The organism is Streptomyces bottropensis ATCC 25435 (assembly GCF_000383595.1).
Classification (GTDB): Bacteria; Actinomycetota; Actinomycetes; order Streptomycetales; family Streptomycetaceae; genus Streptomyces; species Streptomyces bottropensis.
The window spans coordinates 3,059,150-3,080,420 of sequence record NZ_KB911581.1 but is presented as its reverse complement, the minus strand read 5'-3'; the positions used below and the strand labels follow the sequence as shown (position 1 = coordinate 3,080,420).

Here is a 21,271-nt window from a genome sequence, read left to right as displayed (position 1 = left end):
AGATGATCATTGTGACCACCGAAACAGCCGTGGCGGACACCGCCACGGACCCCCTGGAACGCCTCGGTGACGAGGGCGTCTCCGTCTGGCTCGACGGCCTCTCCCGCACCCGCGTCTCCTCCGGCCACCTCGCCAAGCTCGTCGAGAAGCGCCACGTCGTCGGCGTGCGGACCGACCCGTCCGTCTTCCGGGCCGCCATCGGCTCCGGGGAGGGCTACGAGGAGCAGCTCGGCGACCTCGCCGTGCGCGGGGTGACGGCCGACGAGGCCGTCCGGATGATGACGACCGCCGATGTGCGCGCCGCCGCCGACGTCCTGCGTCCGGTGTACGAGGCGACGGCGGGCCGGGACGGCCGGGTCTCCATCGAGGTCGACCCCCGGCTGGCCCACGACACCGCCGCGACCGTCGCCGAGGCCAGGCAGCTCGTACGGCTCGTCGACCGCCCCAACGTGATGATCAAGATCGCGGCGACGAGGGCGGGCCTCCCGGCGATCACCGAGGTCATCGGGCTCGGCATCGGCGTCGAGGCCACGCTGATCGTCTCGCTGGAGCGCCACTTCGAGGTGATGCACGCCTATCTGGCGGGCCTGGAGAAGGCACGGGCGGCGGGCCTGGACCTGTCCGCCGTCCACTCCGTGGCCTCCTTCTTCGTCTCCCGCGTCGACGCCGAGATCGACAAGCGGCTGACGCTGCTCGGTACACCGCAGGCACTGGCCCTCAGGGGCCGCGCCGCGCTCGCCAACGCGCGGCTCGCCTACGAGGCGTACGAGGAGGTGTTCGGCGAGGCCGGCGACACCGCGCACCCCGGCAGCCGCTGGACCGCCCTCGCCGGGGCCCGCGCCAACAAGCAGCGCCCGCTATGGGCCTCGACCGGCGTGAAGAACCCGGCGTACAAGGACACCCTGTACGTGGACGAGCTGGTCGCGCCCGGCACCGTCAGCGCCATGCCCGAGGCCACGCTCGACGCCGTCGCCGACCACGGCGACATCCGCGGGAACACGGTGAGCGGCGGCTACGCGCAGGCACGTGCCGACCTCGCCGCCGTGGAGGCGCTCGGCATCTCCTACGAGGAGGTCGTGGGTCTGCTGGAGAACCAGGGTGTCGCCGCGTTCGAGGCGGCGTGGCAGGAGCTGTCGGACATGGTGGCGAAGTCGCTGAACAGCAAGGGAGTTGATGGGGAATGACCGCCGAGTGGCACAACCCGCTCCGGGACGCAGACGATCGCCGGCTGCCCCGGATCGCGGGCCCGTCCGGGCTCGTCATCTTCGGGGTGACCGGTGACCTGTCCCGCAAGAAACTGATGCCGGCCGTGTACGACCTGGCCAACAGGGGCCTGCTGCCGCCGGGCTTCTCGCTGGTGGGCTTCGCGCGCCGGGACTGGGAGGACGAGGACTTCGCGCAGATCGTGCACGACGCGGTCCGCGAGCACGCCCGCACCGAGTTCCGTGAGGAGGTCTGGCAGCAGCTCGCCGAGGGGATGCGGTTCATCCCCGGCGACTTCGGCGACGACGAGGCGTTCAAGCGGCTCCGCGAGGCCGTCGAGGAGCTGGACAGCTCCCGGGGCACGGGCGGCAACTTCGCGTTCTATCTCTCGGTGCCGCCGAAGATGTTCCCGAAGGTCGTCAAGCAGCTCAAGAAGCACAAGCTGGCCAGTCCGCCCGAGGGATCCTGGCGGCGCGCGGTCATCGAGAAGCCGTTCGGCCACGACCTGGCCAGCGCCCGCGAGCTGAACGCGGTCCTGCACGACGTGTTCGACCCCGAGCAGGTCTTCCGCATCGACCACTATCTCGGCAAGGAGACCGTCCAGAACATCCTGGCGCTCCGCTTCGCCAACCAGATGTACGAGCCCCTGTGGAACCGCAGTTACGTCGACCACGTGCAGATCACGATGGCCGAGGACATCGGCATCGGCGGTCGCGCCGGGTACTACGACGGTATCGGCTCGGCCCGTGACGTCATCCAGAACCACCTCCTGCAGCTGCTGGCCCTGACCGCCATGGAGGAACCGGCCGCGTTCGACGCGGAGTCGCTGCTGACCGAGAAACTGAAGGCGCTCAAGGCGGTACGGCTGCCGGAGGATCTGGGCCGGCACACCGTGCGCGGGCAGTACGCGGCCGGCTGGCAGGGCGGTGAGCGGGTGCCCGGCTACCTGGAGGAGGAGGGCATCGACCGCTCCTCGACGACCGACACGTACGCGGCGGTCAAGCTCGGCATCGACAACCGGCGCTGGGCGGGGGTGCCCTTCTACCTGCGGACCGGCAAACGGCTGGGCCGCCGGGTGACGGAGATCGCGGTGGTCTTCCAGCGCGCGCCGCACTCCCCGTTCGACTCCACCGCCACCGAGGAGTTGGGGCAGAACGCGGTCGTCATCCGGGTGCAGCCGGACGAGGGGATGACCGTGCGCTTCGGTTCGAAGGTGCCGGGTACCTCGATGGAGATCCGGGACGTCACCATGGACTTCGCGTACGGCGAGTCGTTCACCGAGTCCAGCCCGGAGGCGTACGAACGGCTGATCCTGGATGTGCTGCTCGGCGACGCCAACCTCTTCCCCCGCCACCAGGAGGTGGAGGAGTCCTGGAAGATTCTCGACCCGATCGAGGAGTACTGGGCCAAGCAGGGCAGGCCCGCGCAGTACGCCTCGGGCAGTTGGGGCCCCGAGGAAGCGGACGAGATGCTCGCACGAGACGGACGGAGCTGGCGCAGGCCATGAAATTCGACCTGACGGACACCACGGCAAGCAAGATCAACAAGGCCCTGGTGAAGGGCCGCCGGGCCATCGGCACGCCCGCCGTGGGCATGGTCCTCACGATGGTGATCGTGACGGACGAGGAGAACGCCTACGACTCGATCAAGGCGGCCGAGGAGGCCTCGCACGAGCACCCCTCGCGCACCCTGGTCGTCATCAAGCGGCACGCCCGGACCCCGAAGGACCGCACCAAGTCGCACCTGGACGCCGAGGTACGGGTCGGCGCCGACGCGGGCACCGGCGAGACGGTCGTACTGCGGACCTACGGCGAGGTGTCCGACCACGCCGACTCCGTGGTCCTGCCGCTGCTGCTGCCGGACGCGCCGGTGGTGGTGTGGTGGCCGGTGAACGCGCCGGAGAACCCGGCGAAGGACCCGCTGGGCGCGCTGGCCCAGCGCCGGATCACCGACATGTACGCCGTGGAGTCCCCGCTCGCCGCGCTGGAGCAGCGCCGCGCCTCCTACACCCCCGGCGACACCGATCTCGCCTGGACCCGGCTGACGCCGTGGCGTTCCATGCTGGCGGCAGCCCTGGACCAGGCCAAGGAGACCATCACCTCGGCCGCCGTGGAGAGCGAGGCCGACAACCCGAGCGCCGAACTGCTGGCCCGCTGGCTGGAGGCCCGGCTCGGCGTGGCCGTCGAGCGGGTGTTGACCGCCGGGCCGGTCGTGACGGGCGTGCGCCTCGGCACCGCCCGGGGCGAGGTCGTCATCGACCGTCCCGAGGGCCCGCTGGCCACCCTCACGCTGCCGGGACAGCCGTCCCGCACCCTGGCCCTGAAGGTGCGCCCCACCTCCGAGCTGATCGCCGAGGAACTGCGGCGTCTCGACGCCGACGAGATGTACGCCGTCGCCCTGCGTGGCGGCGACCGGCAGGCCCCCACCCCCGACGCACAGAAGGAAGCGAACTGACATGCAGATCGGTCTGATCGGGCTCGGCAGGATGGGCGGCAACATGCGCGAGCGGATCCGCCGCGCCGGCCACACCGTCGTCGGCTACGACCGCAACCCCGACGTCTCCGACGTGGGCAGCCTCGCCGAACTGGTCGAGCGCCTCGACGGTCCGCGCACGGTCTGGGTGATGGTGCCCGCCGGCGCCGCCACGCAGTCGGTCGTCGACGAGCTGGCGGAGCTGCTGTCGCCCGGCGACACGGTCGTCGACGGCGGCAACTCCCGCTGGACGGACGACGAGAAGCACGCCGCCGAGCTGGGCGCGAAGGGCATCGGCTTCGTCGACGCGGGTGTCTCGGGGGGCGTGTGGGGGCTCCAGAACGGCTACGCCCTGATGGTGGGCGGCGACGAGGAGCACGTGGAGCGGCTCCAGCCGATCTTCGAGGCCCTCAAGCCGGAGGGGCCGTACGGCTATGTCCACGCGGGCAAGGTGGGCGCCGGGCACTTCTCCAAGATGGTCCACAACGGCATCGAGTACGCCATGATGCAGGCCTACGCCGAGGGCTGGGAGCTGCTGGAGAAGGTCGACTCGGTGACGAGCGTGCGCGAGGTGTTCCGCTCCTGGCAGGAGGGGACCGTCATCCGCTCCTGGCTGCTGGACCTCGCCGTCAACGCGCTCGACGAGGACGAGCACCTGGCGAAGCTGCGCGGCTACGCCGAGGACTCGGGCGAGGGGCGCTGGACCGTCGAGGCCGCCATCGACCACGCGGTGCCGCTGCCGGCGATCACCGCGTCGCTGTTCACCCGCTTCGCGTCCCGTCAGGACGACTCCCCCCAGATGAAGATGATCGCCGCGCTGCGCAACCAGTTCGGCGGGCACGCGGTGGAGTCGAACAAGTAGGCGACAGCGCTCCGCGACGCCGACCGGAGAGTTCCCCGCGCCCGCCAGGGCGCGGGGAACCACGCTCGGAAGGGCGCGGGGAGCCGCACGCGGAAGGTCCTCTCGCGCCCCCTCCTGATCCGCGTCCGTGCTTCGCGACGGGCCCTGCCCGATGACGCGGCCCCTGCCGGGCAGCCCGTGCGCGGCTGACCGTGAACCGTCGACGGCACCTGGAAGTGCTCCCGGCGGCCGTCCGGGCCCACCGGCTCGCCCCGGGAGCACAGCGGTGAGGTGACCGCCGCCGGAGGACCCGCCTCTCACGCGCTCGGCGGCCCCGTGGCGGAGCACCACGACCCACCGATCCACCGGCCCACCAGCCCACCAGCCCACCAGCCCACCAGCCCAACGACGGCGGACGGCGGACGGCCGCGCACCGTTTCCCGCCTCCACCGTCACCGCGGTCCGGTCCGGTGAGGCACCCACGAGGCGGTGACGTCCCGCATCCGTGCGGCCACGACGGGCGGGCGGGCCACGGGCCCGGCCCCCGACCGTCACCCGACCACGCCCCTGCGCCCGTGCGCCGTGGCGCCCCTTGCCCCCGCGGCGTCCGCGCCGTCCGCGACGTCTTCCGGCCAGACCGGTGGGACGACCGCCGAACCATGCGGAGGTGTGCGCTGTCATCGCGACCCCGCGAGCCTGCGGCGGCCGAACCGCCCCGCCCGGGTCCACCCGGCAGCCCGCACGGAGTCCCCCGGACACGCCTGGGGACGACGGCGCGACCGCCGAAGACCACCGGCAGGGACCGGCCCTCGCATACCGCCTCGCCCCGGCCGCCGTCCACGGGACGAGCGGCGTCTCCACCGTGTCGTGACCACCCGGCAACCTTGTCGATACGTCCTGACAAAGCTCTTGACATCACCTCGGGGCCGTTTCATAGTACGTGCTCTAGAGCGCGCTAGTAACGCGCTCTAGACGGCCGAGAACAGGCGGCACACACCCACCGCCGCCGACGACGACACCGTTCCGCCGCACACGGCAACCCCCGATCACGCGTCCCGGCCAGCACGCCGGGCCGGGCCCTTCTTGAGCCGTCATCCCATTTCCCACCCTGACCAGCACAGTGAGGTGCAAGGGACATGCACAGAAACCACCGAGCCGCCGCCCTGACCGCCGCGTTCCTCGCCGGCACCCTGACGCTCGCCGCCTGTTCCAGTGGCAGCGGCGGCAAGAAGGCCGAGGAAGGCGGCGAGGCGGCCTCCGCGGGCAAGGCCACGACCCCCCGTATGACCGTGGCCATGGTCACCCACGCCTCCCCCGGCGACACCTTCTGGGACCTGGTGCGCAAGGGCGCCCAGGCCGCGGCCGCCAAGGACAACATCAAGCTCGTCTACTCCTCCGACCCCAGCGCCGGCAACCAGGCCAACCTGGTCCAGAACGCGATCGACCAGAAGGTCGACGGCATCGCCCTGACCGCCGCCAAGCCCGACGCGCTGAAGGACGTCATCGCCAAGGCCACCGCGGCGGGCATCCCGGTCGTCGGCTTCAACTCCGGCGTCGACGACTGGAAGAAGCTCGGCCTGCTGGAGTACTTCGGCCAGGACGAGAACATCGCCGGCCAGGCCTTCGGCGGGCGCCTGAACGACCTCGGCGCCAAGCACGCCCTGTGCGTCATCCAGGAACAGGGCCAGGTGGCGCTGGAGGCCCGCTGCGCCGGTCTGAAGAAGGGCTTCAGCGGCAAGACGGACGTCCTCTACGTCAACGGCACCGACATGCCGTCGGTGAAGTCGACGATCACCGCCAAGCTCAAGCAGGACTCCTCGATCGACCAGGTCGTCACCCTGGGCGCCCCCATCGCCCTGACCGCCGTCCAGTCCCTCTCCGACGCCGGCGGCAAGGCGAAGGTCGCCACCTTCGACCTCAACAAGGACCTCGTCAAGGCCGTCCAGAGCGGTCAGGTCGAGTTCGCCGTCGACCAGCAGCCGTACCTGCAGGGCTACCTGGCGGTCGACTCGCTGTGGCTGTACCGGACGAACGGCAACTTCAGCGGCGGCGGCACGGCCCCCGTCCTGACCGGCCCCGCGTTCATCACCAAGGACAACGTGGACGCCGTCGCCGAGTTCGCCGCCAAGGGAACGCGGTGATGAGTGTGACCCAGCATGCCGAGCCGGCGGTGACCACACCGCCGGCCCCCGGCCCCGAGGAGACCGACGGGCGCACCACCGCGAGGCCCCTGGCCCTCCGGCTGCTCGCCCGCCCCGAGGTGGGTGTCCTCCTCGGCGCCCTGGCGGTGTACGTGTTCTTCCTCGTCGCGGCGCCGCCGGTGCGCGACGGCTCCTCGATGGCGAACGTGCTCTACCAGTCGTCGACCATCGGCATCATGGCGATTCCGGTGGCCCTGCTGATGATCGGCGGGGAGTTCGACCTGTCGGCCGGCGTCGCCGTGATCACCTCGGCGCTGACCGCGAGCATGCTGAGCTACCAGCTCAGTGTGAACGTGTGGGTCGGCACCGCCCTGGCGCTCGTCGTGTCCCTCGCGATCGGTTTCTTCAACGGCTGGTTGGTCGTCAGGACCGGACTGCCCAGCTTCCTGATCACCCTGGGCAGCTTCCTGGGCCTGCAGGGCGTCAATCTCGCGGTGACCAAGCTGGTCACCGGCAACGTGGCCACCGACGACATCAGCGACATGGACGGCTTCGCCCAGGCCAAGAAGGTCTTCGCGTCGACCTTCGACGTCGGTGGGGTCCAGGTCAAGATCACGGTGGTCTACTGGCTCGTCTTCGCCGCCCTGGCCACCTGGATGCTGCTGCGCACCAGGTACGGCAACTGGATCTTCGCGGTCGGCGGCAACAAGGAGTCCTCGCGGGCGGTCGGTGTGCCCGTGAACTTCACCAAGATCTCACTGTTCATGCTGGTGGGCCTCGGCGCCTGGTTCGTCGGCATGCACCAGCTGTTCACCTTCAACACCGTGCAGTCCGGCGAGGGCGTGGGCCAGGAGCTGATCTACATCTCCGCGGCCGTGATCGGCGGCTGTCTGCTGACCGGTGGGGCCGGCTCGGCGATCGGCCCGGTCTTCGGCGCCTTCATGTTCGGCATGGTGCAGCAGGGCATCGTCTACGCCGGCTGGAACCCCGACTGGTTCAAGGCCTTCCTCGGCGTGATGCTGCTCGGCGCCGTCCTGATCAACCAGTACATCCAGCGCACGGCGACCCGGAGGTGACCCGATGACGAAGAACGCGTCCGGAACCCAGGGGGCCACCCTCCCCGACGCCCCGTCCGAGGGCGAGGACCGCCCGATCGTCGAACTGCGCGACGCCGGCAAGGCGTACGGCAACATCCGTGCCCTGCACGGTGTGAACCTGACTGTCCACCCCGGCCGTGTCACCTGCGTCCTGGGCGACAACGGCGCCGGCAAGTCCACGCTGATCAAGATCATCTCGGGCCTGCACCAGCACACCGAGGGCGAGGTCCTCGTCGACGGCGAGCCGGTGCGCTTCTCCACCCCGCGCGAGGCCCTGGACGCCGGCATCGCCACCGTCTACCAGGACCTCGCCGTCGTCCCCCTGATGCCGGTGTGGCGCAACTTCTTCCTCGGCTCCGAGACGACCAAGGGCCCCTGGCCCGTGCGGCGTCTGGACATCGCCCGGATGAAGGAGACCGCGGACACCGAACTGCGCAAGATGGGCATCGTCCTGGACGACCTGGACCAGCCCATCGGCACTCTCTCCGGCGGTCAGCGCCAGTGCGTGGCCATCGCCCGCGCCGTCTACTTCGGTGCCCGCGTCCTCATCCTCGACGAGCCCACCGCCGCCCTCGGCGTCAAGCAGTCGGGTGTGGTGCTGAAGTACATCGCCGCCGCCCGCGACCGCGGCCTCGGCGTCATCTTCATCACCCACAACCCCCACCACGCCTACATGGTCGGCGACCACTTCAGCGTCCTGCGCCTCGGCACCATGGAACTCAACGCCTCGCGTGACGAGGTAGGCCTGGACGAACTGACCAACCACATGGCCGGCGGCGCCGAACTGGCCTCCCTCAAGCATGAGTTGTCCCAGGTCCGCGGTGTCGACGTCGAAGGGCTCCCCGAAGCGGAGGAGCTCACCGCACAGGGGGCCGGCAAGGGAGACACGGCCGCGCCCTGACGGGCGGCGCCGGCATCCACCGCCCCCACCCCCGCCGGTGGGCGTCCATGGTCGGGCACCGGGCACCGATCCCGGGGCGCCCGGCCCCAGGGGGCCGCGAAGTGCCGCTCGGCACCCGCGGCGCCCACCGGCGTCGTCTCGACCACAGGAGAGGACCTGGCGTGAGCACCGTACGCATCGGCGTGATCGGCGCCGGCATCATGGGCGCCGATCATGTGAACACCCTGCATCGCCGTGTGTCCGGCGCCGTGGTCACCATGGTCGCCGACATCGACAGGGAGCGGGCCGCCGCGGTCGCCGGCGCTCTCCCCGGCACCCGCGCCACCGGCGACCCGTACGCCCTGATCAGTGACGGCGAGGTCGACGCCGTCGTCGTCGCCTCGCACGACTCGACCCACGCGGATCTGAGCATCGCGGCCGTTCGCGCCGGAAAGCCCGTGCTGTGCGAGAAGCCCCTCGCCCCGACGCTGGAGGAATGCGTCCGTGTCGTGCGCGAGGAGCGACGGGTGGGCGGGCCGGGGATCTCGCTCGGCTTCATGCGTCGCTTCGACCCCGCGTACCAGGAGCTGAGGAACGCGGTGGCGGCCGGTGCCTGCGGGGCGCCGCTGCTGTTGCGCTGTGTCAGCCGAGGGGTCCGCTCCGCTCCCGGTGCCACCGACGAGCTGAGCATCACCGGCTCCGCCGTTCACGAGTTCGACATCGTGCCCTGGCTGCTCGACTCACCGATCACAGAGGTGAGTTGGCATGCGCCCCGCTCCACCGGCGCGGCGACCGGCCTGCGGGATCCACAGCTGATGATGCTGCGTACCGCCGACGGCGCGCTGACCACCGTCGAGGTGTTCCTGAACGCCGGCTACGGCTACGACATCCGTTGCGAAGTGGCCGGTGAGCGCGGCGTGTTGGCGCTGGCCACCCCGGCCCGCGTGGTCACCGACTCGGCCCGTGCGCGATCCTGCGGCTATCCGGCCGACTGGCGGCCCCGGTTCGCCGACGCCTACCGCGTCCAACTCCAGGCGTGGACCGACGCGATGGCCTCGGGCACGCCGTCGCCCCTGGCCACCGCGGAGGACGGTCTGGTGGCGAGCGCGGTGGCCGAGGCCGTCATCACCTCCATGAGGAACGGTGGCCGGACCGTCGCCGTCCAGGTCCCGGAGGTCTGAGCATGCCGGTCTTCCCCGCCTCCCTGCCCGCCCCGCGCACCCCGGACCCGATGGACGCGCCCGCACTGCGCTGGGGCGTGATGGGCACCGGCTGGATCGCCGGACGCTTCGTCGCCTCGGTGCGACGCCACACCCGACAGCGCTTCACCGCCGTCGCGTCCCGCGACGCCGCCCGCGCCGCGGAGTTCGCGCACCGCCACGGCGTCCCGCGCGCGTACGGCTCCTACGAGGAGCTGGCCGCGTCGGCGGACGTCGACGTCGTGTACGTCGCCACGGAGCACACGGCCCACCTCGGCTGTGCCCGGATCTCCCTCACGGCGGGCAAGCACACCCTGGTGGAGAAGCCGCTCGCCCTCGACGCCGCCCAGGCCGCCGAGATCGCCCGACTGGCCACGGAGCGCGGCCTGTTCTGCGCGGAGGCGCTGTGGACGTTCTTCCTGCCCAGGTTCGATGTCGTCCGGCAGGTACTCGGCTCAGGCGTCCTCGGTGAGGTCCGCACCGTGTGGGCCGAGCACGGCGAGCACTTCGCGGCCGGCCATCGCATCCTCCGTGCCGACCTGGCCGGCGGTCCCCTTCTCGACCTGGGCACCTACCCGGTCTCCCTCGCCGTGTCGGTCCTCGGAGACCCTGTGGAGGTGCAGGCGAGCGCCCAGCCGCATCCCTCGGGTGTCAACGGCCAGACCGCCGCGCTGCTCCGCAACGCCGTCGGCGCCCAGGGCATCGTGCACACCACGCTGTTCAGCGACACACCGACCTCGGCGGCGGTCGCCGGGACACACGCCACCCTGAGCCTGCCCGGTCCCTTCCCCCAGCCCGGCGAGGTTCTCCTGGCCCCGGCGGGCGGTGGCGCGCCGCTGTCGTACACCGAGCCGCGGAGCGGGCACGACGCCCTGTACTTCGAGGCGGCGGAGGTGGCCCGGTGCGTCCGGGACGGACGGCTGCAGACCCCCTTGCGGCCCCTGTCCGACTCCGTGGCCACCTTGCGGGTGATGGACGAGATCCGCCGGCTGTGCGGCATCTCCTTCCCCCGGGAAGGCCCAGGGCAGGGGGCATCGCGCCCGCCCGCGCCGTGACCGCCGGCCCACGTCAGCGCTTCGGCGGCGGCCCGCTGGTCCCCCGTACCACCATCTTCGGCTCCACCACGGCCTCCCGTGGCTCGCGCCGGGGGTCCTCCAGGCGCTCCACCGCGAACCGCACCGCGTGCTCGGCCATGAGGCCGGCGTCCTGGCGGACGGTGGTCAGTCCGATCGGCATGAGGTGGGAGAGATGACTGTCGTCGTAGCCGACCACGGACATGTCGCGCGGCACCTCGACGCCGGCCCGGGTCAGGGCCATCAGCAGGCCCATCGCACTGCGGTCGTTGCCCGCGAGCACCGCCGTCGGCAGCGGCCGCCCCCCGTCGCGCTCCGTCAGCAGCAGCCGCCCGGTCTCGATGCCGGAGCGCTCGGTGTGCTCGCCGGGGACGACCCGCTCCTCCGCCTCCAGCCCGTGACGCCGCATCGCCGCCCGGTAGGCGCGCCGGCGCTCCGCCGAGCCGGGGCCCCGGCCGCCGTCCAGGTGCACGATCCTGCGGTGCCCCAGCTCGACGAGGTGGTCCATCGCCTGCCGTACGCCCCTGCCCTCGGCCGAGTGCACGAAGTCCACGTGCGCGTGCGGGACCCGGCGGCTGACGGACACGGCGACCGTGCGGCCGCCCAGTTCCTCCAGGAAGGCCGGCTCGGCGAAGGAGCCCAGCAGGAGCACCGCCTCGCAGCGGTGGCTGAGCAGCGCCTCGACGGCCTTCTTCTCGCTGCGGCTCTGGGTGGCGCCGGACAGCAGGACCTCGTACCCGAGGCGCTCGGCCTCGGGATAGATACCCTCGATGAGATTGGTGTGGAAGGCCTGCTGGACGGTGAACATCACGCCGAGCGTGCGGCTGCGGCCGCGGGCCAGGAGGCGGGCCGCGCTGTCGGGGCGGTAGCCGATCTCGTCGGCGACCCGCAGCACCCGCTGCCGCGTCTGCTCGCTCGCGCCCGGCTGACCGCGGAACACGATCGAGACCAGCGCCCGCGACACGCCCGCCTTCTCGGCGACGTCCGCCATCGTGGGCCGCTGCCTGCCTGGTGCATCCACCCCTGCCCCACCCTCCGACGCCGCCCACCGGAGCGGCGATCTTGAAATCTTCCGACAACAGTCTATTGACATGACATTTGGACTGGGGTCATCGTACTCGGACTAGAGCGCACTAGTAGAGCGCGACAGAAACTCTCCCGAGACGCTTCCGGGGCTTCACCCGAGTCTCCGGATCGAAGGGACACCAGCGTGATGCCGTACGAAGTGCTGACCATGGGCCGGGTGGGGGTGGACGTGTATCCGCTCCAGAGCGGCGTGGGGCTGGCCGACGTCACCTCGTTCGGCAAGTACCTGGGCGGCAGCCCGACCAACGTCGCGGTGGCGGCGGCCCGTCACGGCCGCAGGGCCGCGGTGGTCACGAAGACCGGCCGGGACCCGTTCGGCGACTTCGTACGCGCCGCTCTGGACGGCTACGGCGTCGACAGCCGCTACGTCGGTACGTCGGACATCGCGCCCACCCCGGTGACGTTCTGCGAGATCTTCCCGCCGGACGACTTCCCGCTCTGGTTCTACCGCCTGCCCAAGGCGCCCGACCTGGACATCACCGCCGCCGAACTGGACCTGGACGCGGTCCGCGGGGCGGCCGTGTTCTGGATGACGGGCACGGGACTGAGCGAGGAGCCGAGCCGCTCGGCCACCCTGGCCGCCCTGCGGCACCGCGCCAAGGCGGGCATCACGGTGTTCGACCTGGACTGGCGTCCGATGTTCTGGGCCGACCCCGCCCGGGCCCGCGCCTTCTACGCCGAGGCCCTGAGGCACACCACGGTCGCGGTCGGCAACCTCGACGAGTGCGAGGTCGCCACCGGCGAGCGCGACCCCGGTGCGGCGGCGAACGCGCTGCTCGCGGCCGGTGTGGAGCTGGCGGTGGTGAAGCAGGGCCCGAAGGGTGTGCTGGCCGTGCACCGCAGCGGCGAGGTCGCCGAGATCGCCCCCGTGCCGGTGGACGTGGTCAACGGGCTCGGAGCGGGTGACGCCTTCGGCGGGGCCCTGTGCCACGGGCTGCTGTCCGGCTGGGACCTGCGACGCACGGTGTCCTTCGCCAACGCCGCCGGGGCCCTCGTCGCCGGCCGTCTGTCCTGCTCCGACGCCATGCCGACCGAGGACGAAGTCCACACCAAGCTCGATGAGGTGACCAGTGTCTGAGAAGCTGAGCAGGATCGTGTCCGCCCGGGTGGGCGACCCCGGCGCCATCGCGGCCGCCGCCGCCCGCCGGGTCCGGGCCACCTCGCTGCTGGGCGAGCACGGCAAGGCGATGATCATCGCCGCCGACCATCCCGCGCGCGGCGCCAACGGCGTCGGCGGTGACCCCCACGCCATGGCCGACCGCTCCGGACTGCTCGACCGGCTGTGCACCGCACTGGAGCGCCCCGGAGTGACCGGGGTGCTGGGCACCGCCGACATCCTCGAAGACCTGCTCCTCCTCGGTGTGCTGGACGGCAAGAGCGTCTTCGGTTCCATGAACCGGGCGGGCCTGGCCGGTTCGGTGTTCGAGATAGACGACCGGTTCACCGGCTACGACGCGGCCACCCTCGCGGCGATGAACTTCGACGGCGGCAAGATGCTCACCCGTATCGCCCTGGACGACCCGGCGACGCCCTCGGCCCTGGAGAACACCGCCCGGGCGGTCGACGAGCTCAACGACCGCCGGCTGATCGCGATGGTCGAGCCGTTCATGTCCGAGTGGCGGGACGGGAGGATCCGCAACGACCTGTCCACGGACGCGGTCGTCAAGTCCGTCACGATCGCCTCGGGTCTGGGCCGCCGTACCGCCTACACCTGGCTGAAGCTGCCGGTCGTCGAGAACATGGAGCGGGTCCTGGCCTCCTCCACCCTCCCCGCACTGCTGCTGGGCGGCGAGGTCAAGGACGCCGACGCCGCGTTCGCCTCCTGGGGCAGGGCCCTGAAGCAGCCCACCGCGCAAGGGCTGGTCGTCGGACGGTCCCTGCTGTACCCGTCCAGCGGCGACGTGGCCGGCGCCGTCGACAAGGCGGTGAGCCTGCTGTGACCTCCACGAGCCGGTACCACCTGCCGAGGGGCAGTGCGGCCCACGGCCCCTACGACCTCCTGGTCACGCCGGAAACGGCGGGCTGGGGACACTCCGGCCTCAGGATCCTGACCCTGGGGCCGGGCGAGGCGCACACCCTGTCCACCGGAGAGTCCGAGTTCCTGGTGCTGCCGCTGACGGGCTCATGCACCGTCACCACGGACGGCGGCACCTTCGCACTCGAAGGCCGGACCGGCGTGTTCGCCTCGGCCACCGACTTCGCGTACCTCCCCCGCGCGTCGGAGGCCACCCTCAGCAGTGCGTCCGGCGGGACGTACGCGCTGCCCAGCGCCCGTACCGGGCAGGGCGGCCTCCCCGCCCGGTACGGGCGCAAGGAGGACGTTCCCGTCGAACTGCGGGGCGCGGGCGCCTGCTCGCGGCAGGTCAACAACTACTGCCTGCCCGGCACCTTCGACGCCGAACAGCTGCTGGTGTGCGAGGTGCTGACGCCGGGCGGCAACTGGTCGTCGTACCCCCCGCACAAGCACGACGAGGCCCGGCCGGGCGAGGAGTCGGAGCTGGAGGAGATCTATTACTTCGAGGTCTCCGGCGGCGAGAACGGCTTCGGCTACCAGCGCGTCTACGGCACCCCCGAGCGGCCCATCGACGTGCTGGCGGAGATCCGCTCCGGCGACACCGTGCTGATCCCGCACGGGTGGCACGGCCCGTCCGTCGCGGCCCCCGGATACGACCTCTACTACCTCAACGTCATGGCCGGTCCCGGGCAGGACCGCGCCTGGCTGATCTGTGACGACCCCGCGCACGGCTGGGTGCGTGCGACGTGGGACGCCCAGGACGTCGACGACCGCCTGCCCTTCGGAGAGAAACGATGAACACCGTCCGACTGACGACCGCGCAGGCCCTGGTGCGCTTCCTGGCCAACCAGTACAGCGAGCGCGACGGCCAGGAGCACCGCCTGATCCCCGGCGTGTGGGGCATCTTCGGACACGGCAACGTGGCCGGCCTCGGCCAGGCACTGCTCCAGGCGGCCACCACCGGCGAGGCCGACCTGCCGTACTACCTGGCCCGCAACGAACAGGGCATGGTGCACGCCTCCGTCGCCTACGCCAAGATGCGCGACCGGCTGGCCGCGTTCGCCTGCACCGCCTCGACCGGACCCGGCTCGACCAACATGATCACCGGTGCCGCGCTGGCGACCACCAACCGGCTGCCGGTCCTTCTCCTGCCCTCGGACATGTTCGCCACCCGCGCGGCCGACCCGGTGCTGCAGCAGCTGGAGGACACCCGCGGAGGGGACGTCACCGTCAACGACGCCTTCCGGGCCGTGTCGAAGTACTTCGACCGCGTGTCCCGTCCGGAGCAGCTGATCCCGGCCGCGCTGGCCGCGATGCGGGTGCTGACCGACCCGGTCGAGACCGGCGCCGTCACCCTCGCGCTGCCGCAGGACGTGCAGGCCGAGGCCCACGACTGGCCGGTGGACCTCTTCCGGCGCCGGGTGTGGCACGTGGGCCGCCCGGTGCCGGAGCCGGCCGCCGTCGAGCGCGCGGCCCGGCTGCTGCGGGGCGCCGGGAAGCCGCTGATCGTGGCCGGCGGCGGCGCCGTGTACTCCGGTGCGGAGACCGCGCTGCGGGCGTTCGCCGAGGCCACCGGCATCCCGGTCGCCGACACCCACGCCGGCAAGGGCGCGGTGCCGTGGGACCACCCCTGTGCGGTCGGCGGCATCGGCTCCACCGGTTCCCACGCGGCCGACGAACTGGCGAGGGAAGCGGACGTGGTGCTGGGCATCGGCACCCGTTACTCGGACTTCACCACCGCCAGCCACACCGTCTTCGGCAATCCGGACGTCGCCTTCGTCAACCTGAACGTCGCCCGCCTGGACGCCGTCAAGCACTCCGCCGAGCCGTTGGTGGCCGACGCCCGCCTGGGCGTCCAGGCCCTGGCCGAGGCCCTGGACGGCTGGGAGGTGGACCCGTCGTACCGGGCGAGGACACGCGAACTCATCGCCCGTACACGGGAGATCGAGGAGAAGTGCTTCGCCGCCGGCCATGGTCCGCTGCCGGCCCAGACCGAGATCCTCGGCGCTCTCAACGACGTCCTGGACGACCGCGCGGTGGTCATCAACGCGGCCGGTTCCATGCCGGGCGATCTGCAGCAGTTGTGGCGGGCCCGGGACCCGAAGGCCTACCACGTCGAGTACGCCTACTCCTGCATGGGCTACGAGATCGCCGCCGGCGTCGGCGCGAAGATGGCCGACCCCTCCCGCGAGGTCGTCGTGCTCGTGGGTGACGGCTCGTACCTGATGATGGCCCAGGAGATCGCCACGATGGTCTCCGAGGGGCTGAAGGTCGTCGTCGTCCTCGTCCAGAACCACGGCTTCGCCTCGATCGGCGCCCTGTCGGAGTCGCTGGGTTCGCAGCGCTTCGGCACCCAGTACCGCTTCCGCGACGGTGATTCGGGGCTCCTGGACGGCGGCGTCCTGCCGGTCGACCTCGCCGCCAATGCCGCCAGCCTCGGCGCGGACGTGCTGCACGCCACCACCGTCGAGGGGTTCCGCTCGGCGATGGAGAAGGCGAAGGCCGCCACCCGCACCACCGTCGTCCACGTCGAGACCGACCTCTACGGCCCCCATCCGCCCGGCCACGGCTGGTGGGACGTCCCGGTCAGCGAGGTCTCCGCCCTGGAGTCCACCCGGGCCGCCCACGCCACGTACGTCGCCCACAAGCACCACCAGCGCCACTACCTCTAAGGACACCGCTGTCGTGAACACCATTCCCCACTGGATCAACGGCTCGCCCGCCGAGGGCTCCACCACCGCCACCCAGCCGGTCCACAACCCGGCCACCGGCGCCGAGCGGGCCCGTGTGGTCCTGGGCGGCGGCGCGGACGTGGACGCCGCCGTACGGGCCGCCTCCGCCGCCTTCGCGACCTGGTCGGAGTCCTCCCTCACCACGCGCACGCAGGTGATGTTCGCCTTCCGCCAGCTGCTCGTGGAGCACGAGGAGGAACTGGGGCGGATCATCTCCGGCGAGCACGGCAAGACCGTCGACGACGCCCGCGGCGAGATCGTCCGCGGCCGTGAGGTCGTCGAGTTCGCCTGCGGGCTCGGCGACGTCCTCAAGGGCGACTTCTCCGACCAGGTCTCCCGCGGCGTGGACGTGCACAGCTTCCGTCAGCCCCTGGGCGTCGTCGCCGGCATCACGCCGTTCAACTTCCCCGCGATGGTTCCCCTCTGGATGCACCCGATCGCCCTCGCGACCGGCAACACGTTCATCCTCAAGCCGTCCGAACGCGATCCGTCCGCCGCCAACTTCGTCGCCGGGCTGTACCGGAAGGCGGGCCTGCCCGACGGCGTGTTCAACGTCGTCCACGGCGGCAAGGACGCGGTCGACGCCATCCTCGACCACCCCGGCATCGAGGCCGTCTCCTTCGTCGGCTCCACCCCCATCGCCCGGTACGTCCACGAGCGGGCAACCGCGGCCGGCAAGCGGGTCCAGGCCCTGGGCGGCGCGAAGAACCACGCCGTCGTCCTCCCGGACGCCGACCTGGAGTTCGCCGCCAACCACATCACCGCCGGCGCCTACGGCTCCGCGGGCGAGCGCTGCATGGCCCTCTCCGTCGCCGTCGCGGTCGGTGAGGCGGCCGACGGGCTGGTGGAGGTGCTCCGACGCAAGGCCCGCGAGGTCAAGGTCGGTCCGGGCGACGCCCCCGGCACGGAGATGGGTCCGCTGGTCACCAGGGCCGCCCAGGAACGGGTGGAGAACGCCGTCGGCACCGCCGCCGCCCAGGGCGCCACCGTCGTCGTCGACGGCCGCGGGCTGAAGGTCGCCGGCCACGAGGACGGCTTCTTCACCGGCCCCTCCCTGCTCGACCACGTCACCACCGAGATGGAGGCGTACCGGCAGGAACTGTTCGGCCCGGTCCTCGCCGTCGTCCGCGTCGACACCCTCGACGCGGCCATCGACGTCATCAACGCCAACCCCTACGGCAACGGCACCGCCGTCTTCACCGCCTCCGGTGAGGCCGCGCGCCGGTTCCAGCGCTCCGTCAAGGTCGGCATGATCGGCGTCAACGTCCCCGTGCCCGTCCCGATGTCGTACTACTCCTTCGGCGGCTGGAAGGACTCCCTCATCGGCGACTCGCCGGTCCACGGCCCCGAGGGCATCCGCTTCTACACCCGCCCCAAGGTCGTCACCTCGCGCTGGCCCCGGCAGAACCACCACGTCGCGGCGGGCTTCGACTTCCCCACCTCCGACTGACACCGGCCCCTTCTCTCCCCCAAGGACACGCCATGGCAACCGCTCCCTCCCCCCTCCGCACCGCCGCGGGCAACCTCTGCCTGGGTTCCGCCCCCGATTCCTGGGGCGTGTGGTTCCCCGAGGACGAGCACCAGGTGCCGTACACCCGCTTCCTCGACGAGCTCGCGCAGGCCGGTTACACGTGGCTGGAGCTGGGTCCCTACGGCTACCTCCCCACCGACCCCCACCGCCTGAGGGAGGAGCTGGACGCGCGCGGCCTCAAGGTCTCCGGCGGTACGGCGTTCGGCGCGCTGCACCGGCCCGAGGCGTGGGACGAGATGCTCGCCCACGTCCGGCAGGTCGCCACGCTGACCGCGGCGGCCGGCGCGCACCACCTGGTCCTCATCCCTCCCATGTACCGGGACGAGAAGACCGGTGAGTTCACCGAGTCGCCCGAGCTGACCGCGGTGCAGTGGGCGGGCTTCGGCAGGGCCGCGGACCGGCTCGGCCGACTGCTGCTCGACGAGTACGACATCCGTCTGGTCCTCCACCCGCACGCCGACAGCCACATCCAGACCCAGCCGGAGATCGAGCGGCTGCTCAACGAGTCCGACTCACGCTGGACCAACCTCTGCCTGGACACCGGGCACGTGGCCTACGGCGGCGGCGACAACCTCGACCTCATCCGCCGCTTCGGCGAGCGCGTCGGCTACGTCCACATCAAGCAGATGGACCCCGAGATCCTCGCCCAGGTGGCGGCGGAGAAGCTGTCGTTCGGGGAGGCCGTCAAGCGCGGGGTGTGCGTGTCGCCTCCCGCGGGGGTGCCCGCGCCCGCCGACGTGGTGGCCGAACTGGCCAAGCTGGACGCCGAGTTGTTCGTCATCGTCGAGCAGGACCTGTACCCGTGCGCGCCCGAGGTTCCGCTGCCCATCGCGGTGAGCACCCGTGAGCACCTGGCCGGCTGCGGTCTGGCCGGGACCCGGCGCCCCGGCACCCGCCGGTAGGGGCCCATGGAACTTCGCCCCCCGTTCTCCTGGAAGGAATGACCATGCCCGTACGTGTAGGAGTCATCGGCGCCGGCTGGATCGGCCACGAACACATCCGCCGCCTCACCCACACCGTCACCGGTGCCCGCGTCACCGCGGTCACCGACCTCGACCTGGCCCGCGCCGAGGAGGCCGCGGCACCGGTCGGGGCGCTGGTCCTGCCGGACGGCGCGGCGGTGGTCGCGTCGGACGACGTGGACGCCGTTCTCGTGACGTCGTGGGGGCCCACGCACGCCGAGCACGTCCTGGCCGCGATCGCGGCGGGCAAGCCGGTCTTCTGCGAGAAACCGCTGGCCACCACCGCCGAGGACTGTCTGAGGATCATCGAGGCGGAGACGGCGCACGGACGCCGTCTGGTCCAGGTCGGCTTCATGCGCCGCTACGACGCCGGCTACCGCCAGATGAAGCAGGTCATCGACTCCGGCCGCATCGGCGAGCCGCTGATCGTGCACTGCGCGCACCGCAATCCGACGGTCCCCGAGTCGTACACCTCCGCGATGGCCGCCCTGGACACGGCGGTGCACGAGGTGGACGTGCTGCGCTGGCTGCTGGACGACGAGATCGTCTCCACGCAGGTGGTGACCCCGCGTGCCACCGGCAAGCGGTTCGCGCACCTCAAGGACCCGCAGATCATGCTCTTCGAGACGGCCAAGGGTGTCCGCATCGACCTGGAGGTCTTCGTCAACTGCCAGTACGGCTACGACATCCAGTGCGAGGCCGTCGGCGAGGAGGGCCTTGTCCGGCTGCCCGACCCCGCCGCGGTGGGTGTGCGCACGTCGGCCCAGCACACCACGCAGGTGCCGACGGACTGGGTGGCGCGCTTCCGGGACGCCTTCGACACGGAGTTCCGCGAGTGGATCGCGACCCTCGCGGCCGGCGACGAACCCACCGGCCCGTCCGCCTGGGACGGCTACGCCGCCACCGTCATCACCGCCGCGACCGTCGAGGCCCTGGAGACGGGCCGCGTCGTCGGCACGGACCTCAAGCCCCGCCCCACGCTCTACGGAGGCACCGCATGAAGATCTCCCTCGACCCGTACATGTTCCGCGCGCTGCCGATCGACGAGATGGTGCGCACGGTCGCCGAACTCGGCTACGAATACATCGAGCTGTCGCCACGGGACGACTTCATGCCGTTCTTCCTGCATCCGCGGGCGGACGACGAGCGCGTCGCCGAGCTGAAGACCTCCCTGCGCACCCACGGTGTGCGGCTGTCCTCGGTACTGCCCCTGTACAAGTGGTCCTCGCCCGACGAGACCGAACGGCAGGCCGCGGTGCGCTACTGGAAGCGGATGATCGAGATCACCTCCGACCTCGAATGCCCGTTGATGAACTCGGAGTTCAACGGCCGTCCCGAGCGCGCGGCCGAGAGCGAGGCGGCGTTCTGGCGCTCGCTGGAGGAACTGCTCCCCCTCTTCGAGCGGGAGGGCATCGCGCTGAACCTGGAGGCGCACCCGGACGACTTCTGCGAGGAGAACACCCCCGCCGTCGACCTGGTCCGGGCGATCGACAAGCCCTGGGTCAACTACCTCTACTGCGCGCCGCACTCCTTCCACCTCTCGGGGGCAGATCCGGCGGCGGACGTCGCGGCGATGATGCGTTACGCGGGTGACAAGCTCCGGCACGTGCACATCGCCGACTCCTTCAACCACAAGGGTTCCAGCGGGCTGCGGTACATCCTCAACCCGCCCGGCACCACCGCCCGGATCCACCAGCACCTGGACATCGGCCAGGGCGAGGTCGACTGGGACGCCTTCTTCGGCACCCTGCGCGAGCTGGACTTCGACGGCGTCGCCACGGCCTGTGTCTTCGCCTGGGAGGAACGGGCCGAGGAGTCCTCCGCGTTCATGCTGGACCGCATCACCAAGGAACTCGCCTCGTAGCGGCGCGTGCCACGGACCGCGTTCGACTGGCGCCGGCGCATGACTCGTGCGACTGTCACCATATTGTCCTTAGATACGCACATGGCGTGAACTGTCGCTGCGGCCACCCGGCGCCGCCGGTAGCGTGCGGCCCCTGTCACGTATGCATCCCGGACGCATGTCCACGCGTCCGCACG

Annotated in this window: 18 protein-coding genes; 17 read left to right on the top strand and 1 reads right to left on the bottom strand. The window is 71.4% G+C overall.

The window, feature by feature from the left end; translation table 11 throughout:
- The first annotated feature begins 2 nt into the window (after nt 1-2).
- From tal to STRBO_RS0113460, 9 genes are all read left to right on the top strand, one after another.
- A complete protein-coding gene (gene tal, locus STRBO_RS0113500) occupies nt 3-1,184 on the top strand; it encodes a transaldolase (RefSeq protein ID WP_005484772.1) in 1,182 nt (393 codons plus the stop codon).
- On the top strand, nt 1,181-2,710 hold the full coding sequence (gene zwf / locus STRBO_RS0113495) for a glucose-6-phosphate dehydrogenase (RefSeq protein ID WP_005484773.1): 1,530 nt from the start codon (nt 1,181-1,183) through the stop codon (nt 2,708-2,710). Before tal ends, zwf begins: the two co-directional genes overlap by 4 nt.
- A complete protein-coding gene (gene opcA / locus STRBO_RS0113490; RefSeq protein ID WP_005484774.1) occupies nt 2,707-3,657 on the top strand; it encodes a glucose-6-phosphate dehydrogenase assembly protein OpcA in 951 nt (316 codons plus the stop codon). The genes zwf and opcA overlap by 4 nt, the downstream gene beginning before the upstream one ends.
- A gap of 1 nt (nt 3,658) precedes the next feature.
- Complete coding sequence (gene gnd, locus STRBO_RS0113485) at nt 3,659-4,537, top strand: phosphogluconate dehydrogenase (NAD(+)-dependent, decarboxylating) (RefSeq protein WP_005484775.1); 879 nt, start codon at nt 3,659-3,661, stop codon at nt 4,535-4,537.
- A 1,115-nt stretch (nt 4,538-5,652) separates the two neighbouring features.
- Complete coding sequence (locus STRBO_RS0113480) at nt 5,653-6,657, top strand: sugar ABC transporter substrate-binding protein (protein ID WP_005484776.1); 1,005 nt, start codon at nt 5,653-5,655, stop codon at nt 6,655-6,657.
- A complete protein-coding gene (locus tag STRBO_RS0113475) occupies nt 6,657-7,733 on the top strand; it encodes an ABC transporter permease (protein WP_020114314.1) in 1,077 nt (358 codons plus the stop codon). The genes STRBO_RS0113480 and STRBO_RS0113475 overlap by 1 nt, the downstream gene beginning before the upstream one ends.
- 4 nt (nt 7,734-7,737) lie before the next feature.
- Complete coding sequence (locus tag STRBO_RS0113470) at nt 7,738-8,655, top strand: ATP-binding cassette domain-containing protein (RefSeq protein WP_020114313.1); 918 nt, start codon at nt 7,738-7,740, stop codon at nt 8,653-8,655.
- A gap of 161 nt (nt 8,656-8,816) precedes the next feature.
- Nucleotides 8,817-9,815, top strand: coding sequence for a Gfo/Idh/MocA family oxidoreductase (locus STRBO_RS0113465; protein ID WP_005484779.1), 999 nt, complete (start codon nt 8,817-8,819; stop codon nt 9,813-9,815).
- A gap of 2 nt (nt 9,816-9,817) precedes the next feature.
- Nucleotides 9,818-10,888 (top strand): Gfo/Idh/MocA family protein, encoded by a 1,071-nt coding sequence (locus STRBO_RS0113460; protein ID WP_005484780.1) that lies wholly within the window; start codon nt 9,818-9,820, stop codon nt 10,886-10,888.
- Nucleotides 10,889-10,901: 13 nt separating this feature from the next.
- Here STRBO_RS0113460 and STRBO_RS0113455 read toward each other — a convergent pair whose 3' ends face one another.
- Nucleotides 10,902-11,897 carry a LacI family DNA-binding transcriptional regulator gene (locus tag STRBO_RS0113455; protein ID WP_005484784.1) on the bottom strand — a complete coding sequence of 332 codons (996 nt, stop codon included), beginning with the start codon at nt 11,895-11,897 and terminating at the stop codon, nt 10,902-10,904.
- A gap of 222 nt (nt 11,898-12,119) precedes the next feature.
- On the opposite strand from STRBO_RS0113455, the gene iolC reads away from it, so the two are divergent.
- Genes iolC through STRBO_RS0113415 form a run of 8 tightly spaced genes read left to right on the top strand, consistent with a single transcriptional unit; the run spans nt 12,120 to nt 21,095 of the window.
- Complete coding sequence (gene iolC, locus STRBO_RS0113450; RefSeq protein ID WP_020114312.1) at nt 12,120-13,070, top strand: 5-dehydro-2-deoxygluconokinase; 951 nt, start codon at nt 12,120-12,122, stop codon at nt 13,068-13,070.
- Nucleotides 13,063-13,932, top strand: a complete 870-nt coding sequence (locus STRBO_RS0113445) for a Cgl0159 family (beta/alpha)8-fold protein (RefSeq protein ID WP_005484789.1) — start codon at nt 13,063-13,065, stop codon at nt 13,930-13,932. The genes iolC and STRBO_RS0113445 overlap by 8 nt, the downstream gene beginning before the upstream one ends.
- Complete coding sequence (iolB, locus tag STRBO_RS0113440) at nt 13,929-14,804, top strand: 5-deoxy-glucuronate isomerase (RefSeq protein WP_005484790.1); 876 nt, start codon at nt 13,929-13,931, stop codon at nt 14,802-14,804. The genes STRBO_RS0113445 and iolB overlap by 4 nt, the downstream gene beginning before the upstream one ends.
- On the top strand, nt 14,801-16,678 hold the full coding sequence (gene iolD / locus STRBO_RS0113435) for a 3D-(3,5/4)-trihydroxycyclohexane-1,2-dione acylhydrolase (decyclizing) (RefSeq protein ID WP_005484791.1): 1,878 nt from the start codon (nt 14,801-14,803) through the stop codon (nt 16,676-16,678). The genes iolB and iolD overlap by 4 nt, the downstream gene beginning before the upstream one ends.
- Nucleotides 16,679-16,691: 13 nt before the next feature.
- Nucleotides 16,692-18,188: a CoA-acylating methylmalonate-semialdehyde dehydrogenase gene (locus tag STRBO_RS0113430; protein WP_005484792.1), complete on the top strand. Its 1,497-nt coding sequence runs from the start codon at nt 16,692-16,694 to the stop codon at nt 18,186-18,188.
- A 32-nt stretch (nt 18,189-18,220) separates the two neighbouring features.
- Nucleotides 18,221-19,171, top strand: coding sequence for a TIM barrel protein (locus STRBO_RS0113425; protein ID WP_020114311.1), 951 nt, complete (start codon nt 18,221-18,223; stop codon nt 19,169-19,171).
- A gap of 44 nt (nt 19,172-19,215) precedes the next feature.
- Nucleotides 19,216-20,232 (top strand): Gfo/Idh/MocA family protein, encoded by a 1,017-nt coding sequence (locus STRBO_RS0113420; protein WP_020114310.1) that lies wholly within the window; start codon nt 19,216-19,218, stop codon nt 20,230-20,232.
- Nucleotides 20,229-21,095, top strand: coding sequence for a sugar phosphate isomerase/epimerase family protein (locus tag STRBO_RS0113415; protein WP_005484796.1), 867 nt, complete (start codon nt 20,229-20,231; stop codon nt 21,093-21,095). The genes STRBO_RS0113420 and STRBO_RS0113415 overlap by 4 nt, the downstream gene beginning before the upstream one ends.
- Nucleotides 21,096-21,271 lie beyond the last annotated feature (176 nt).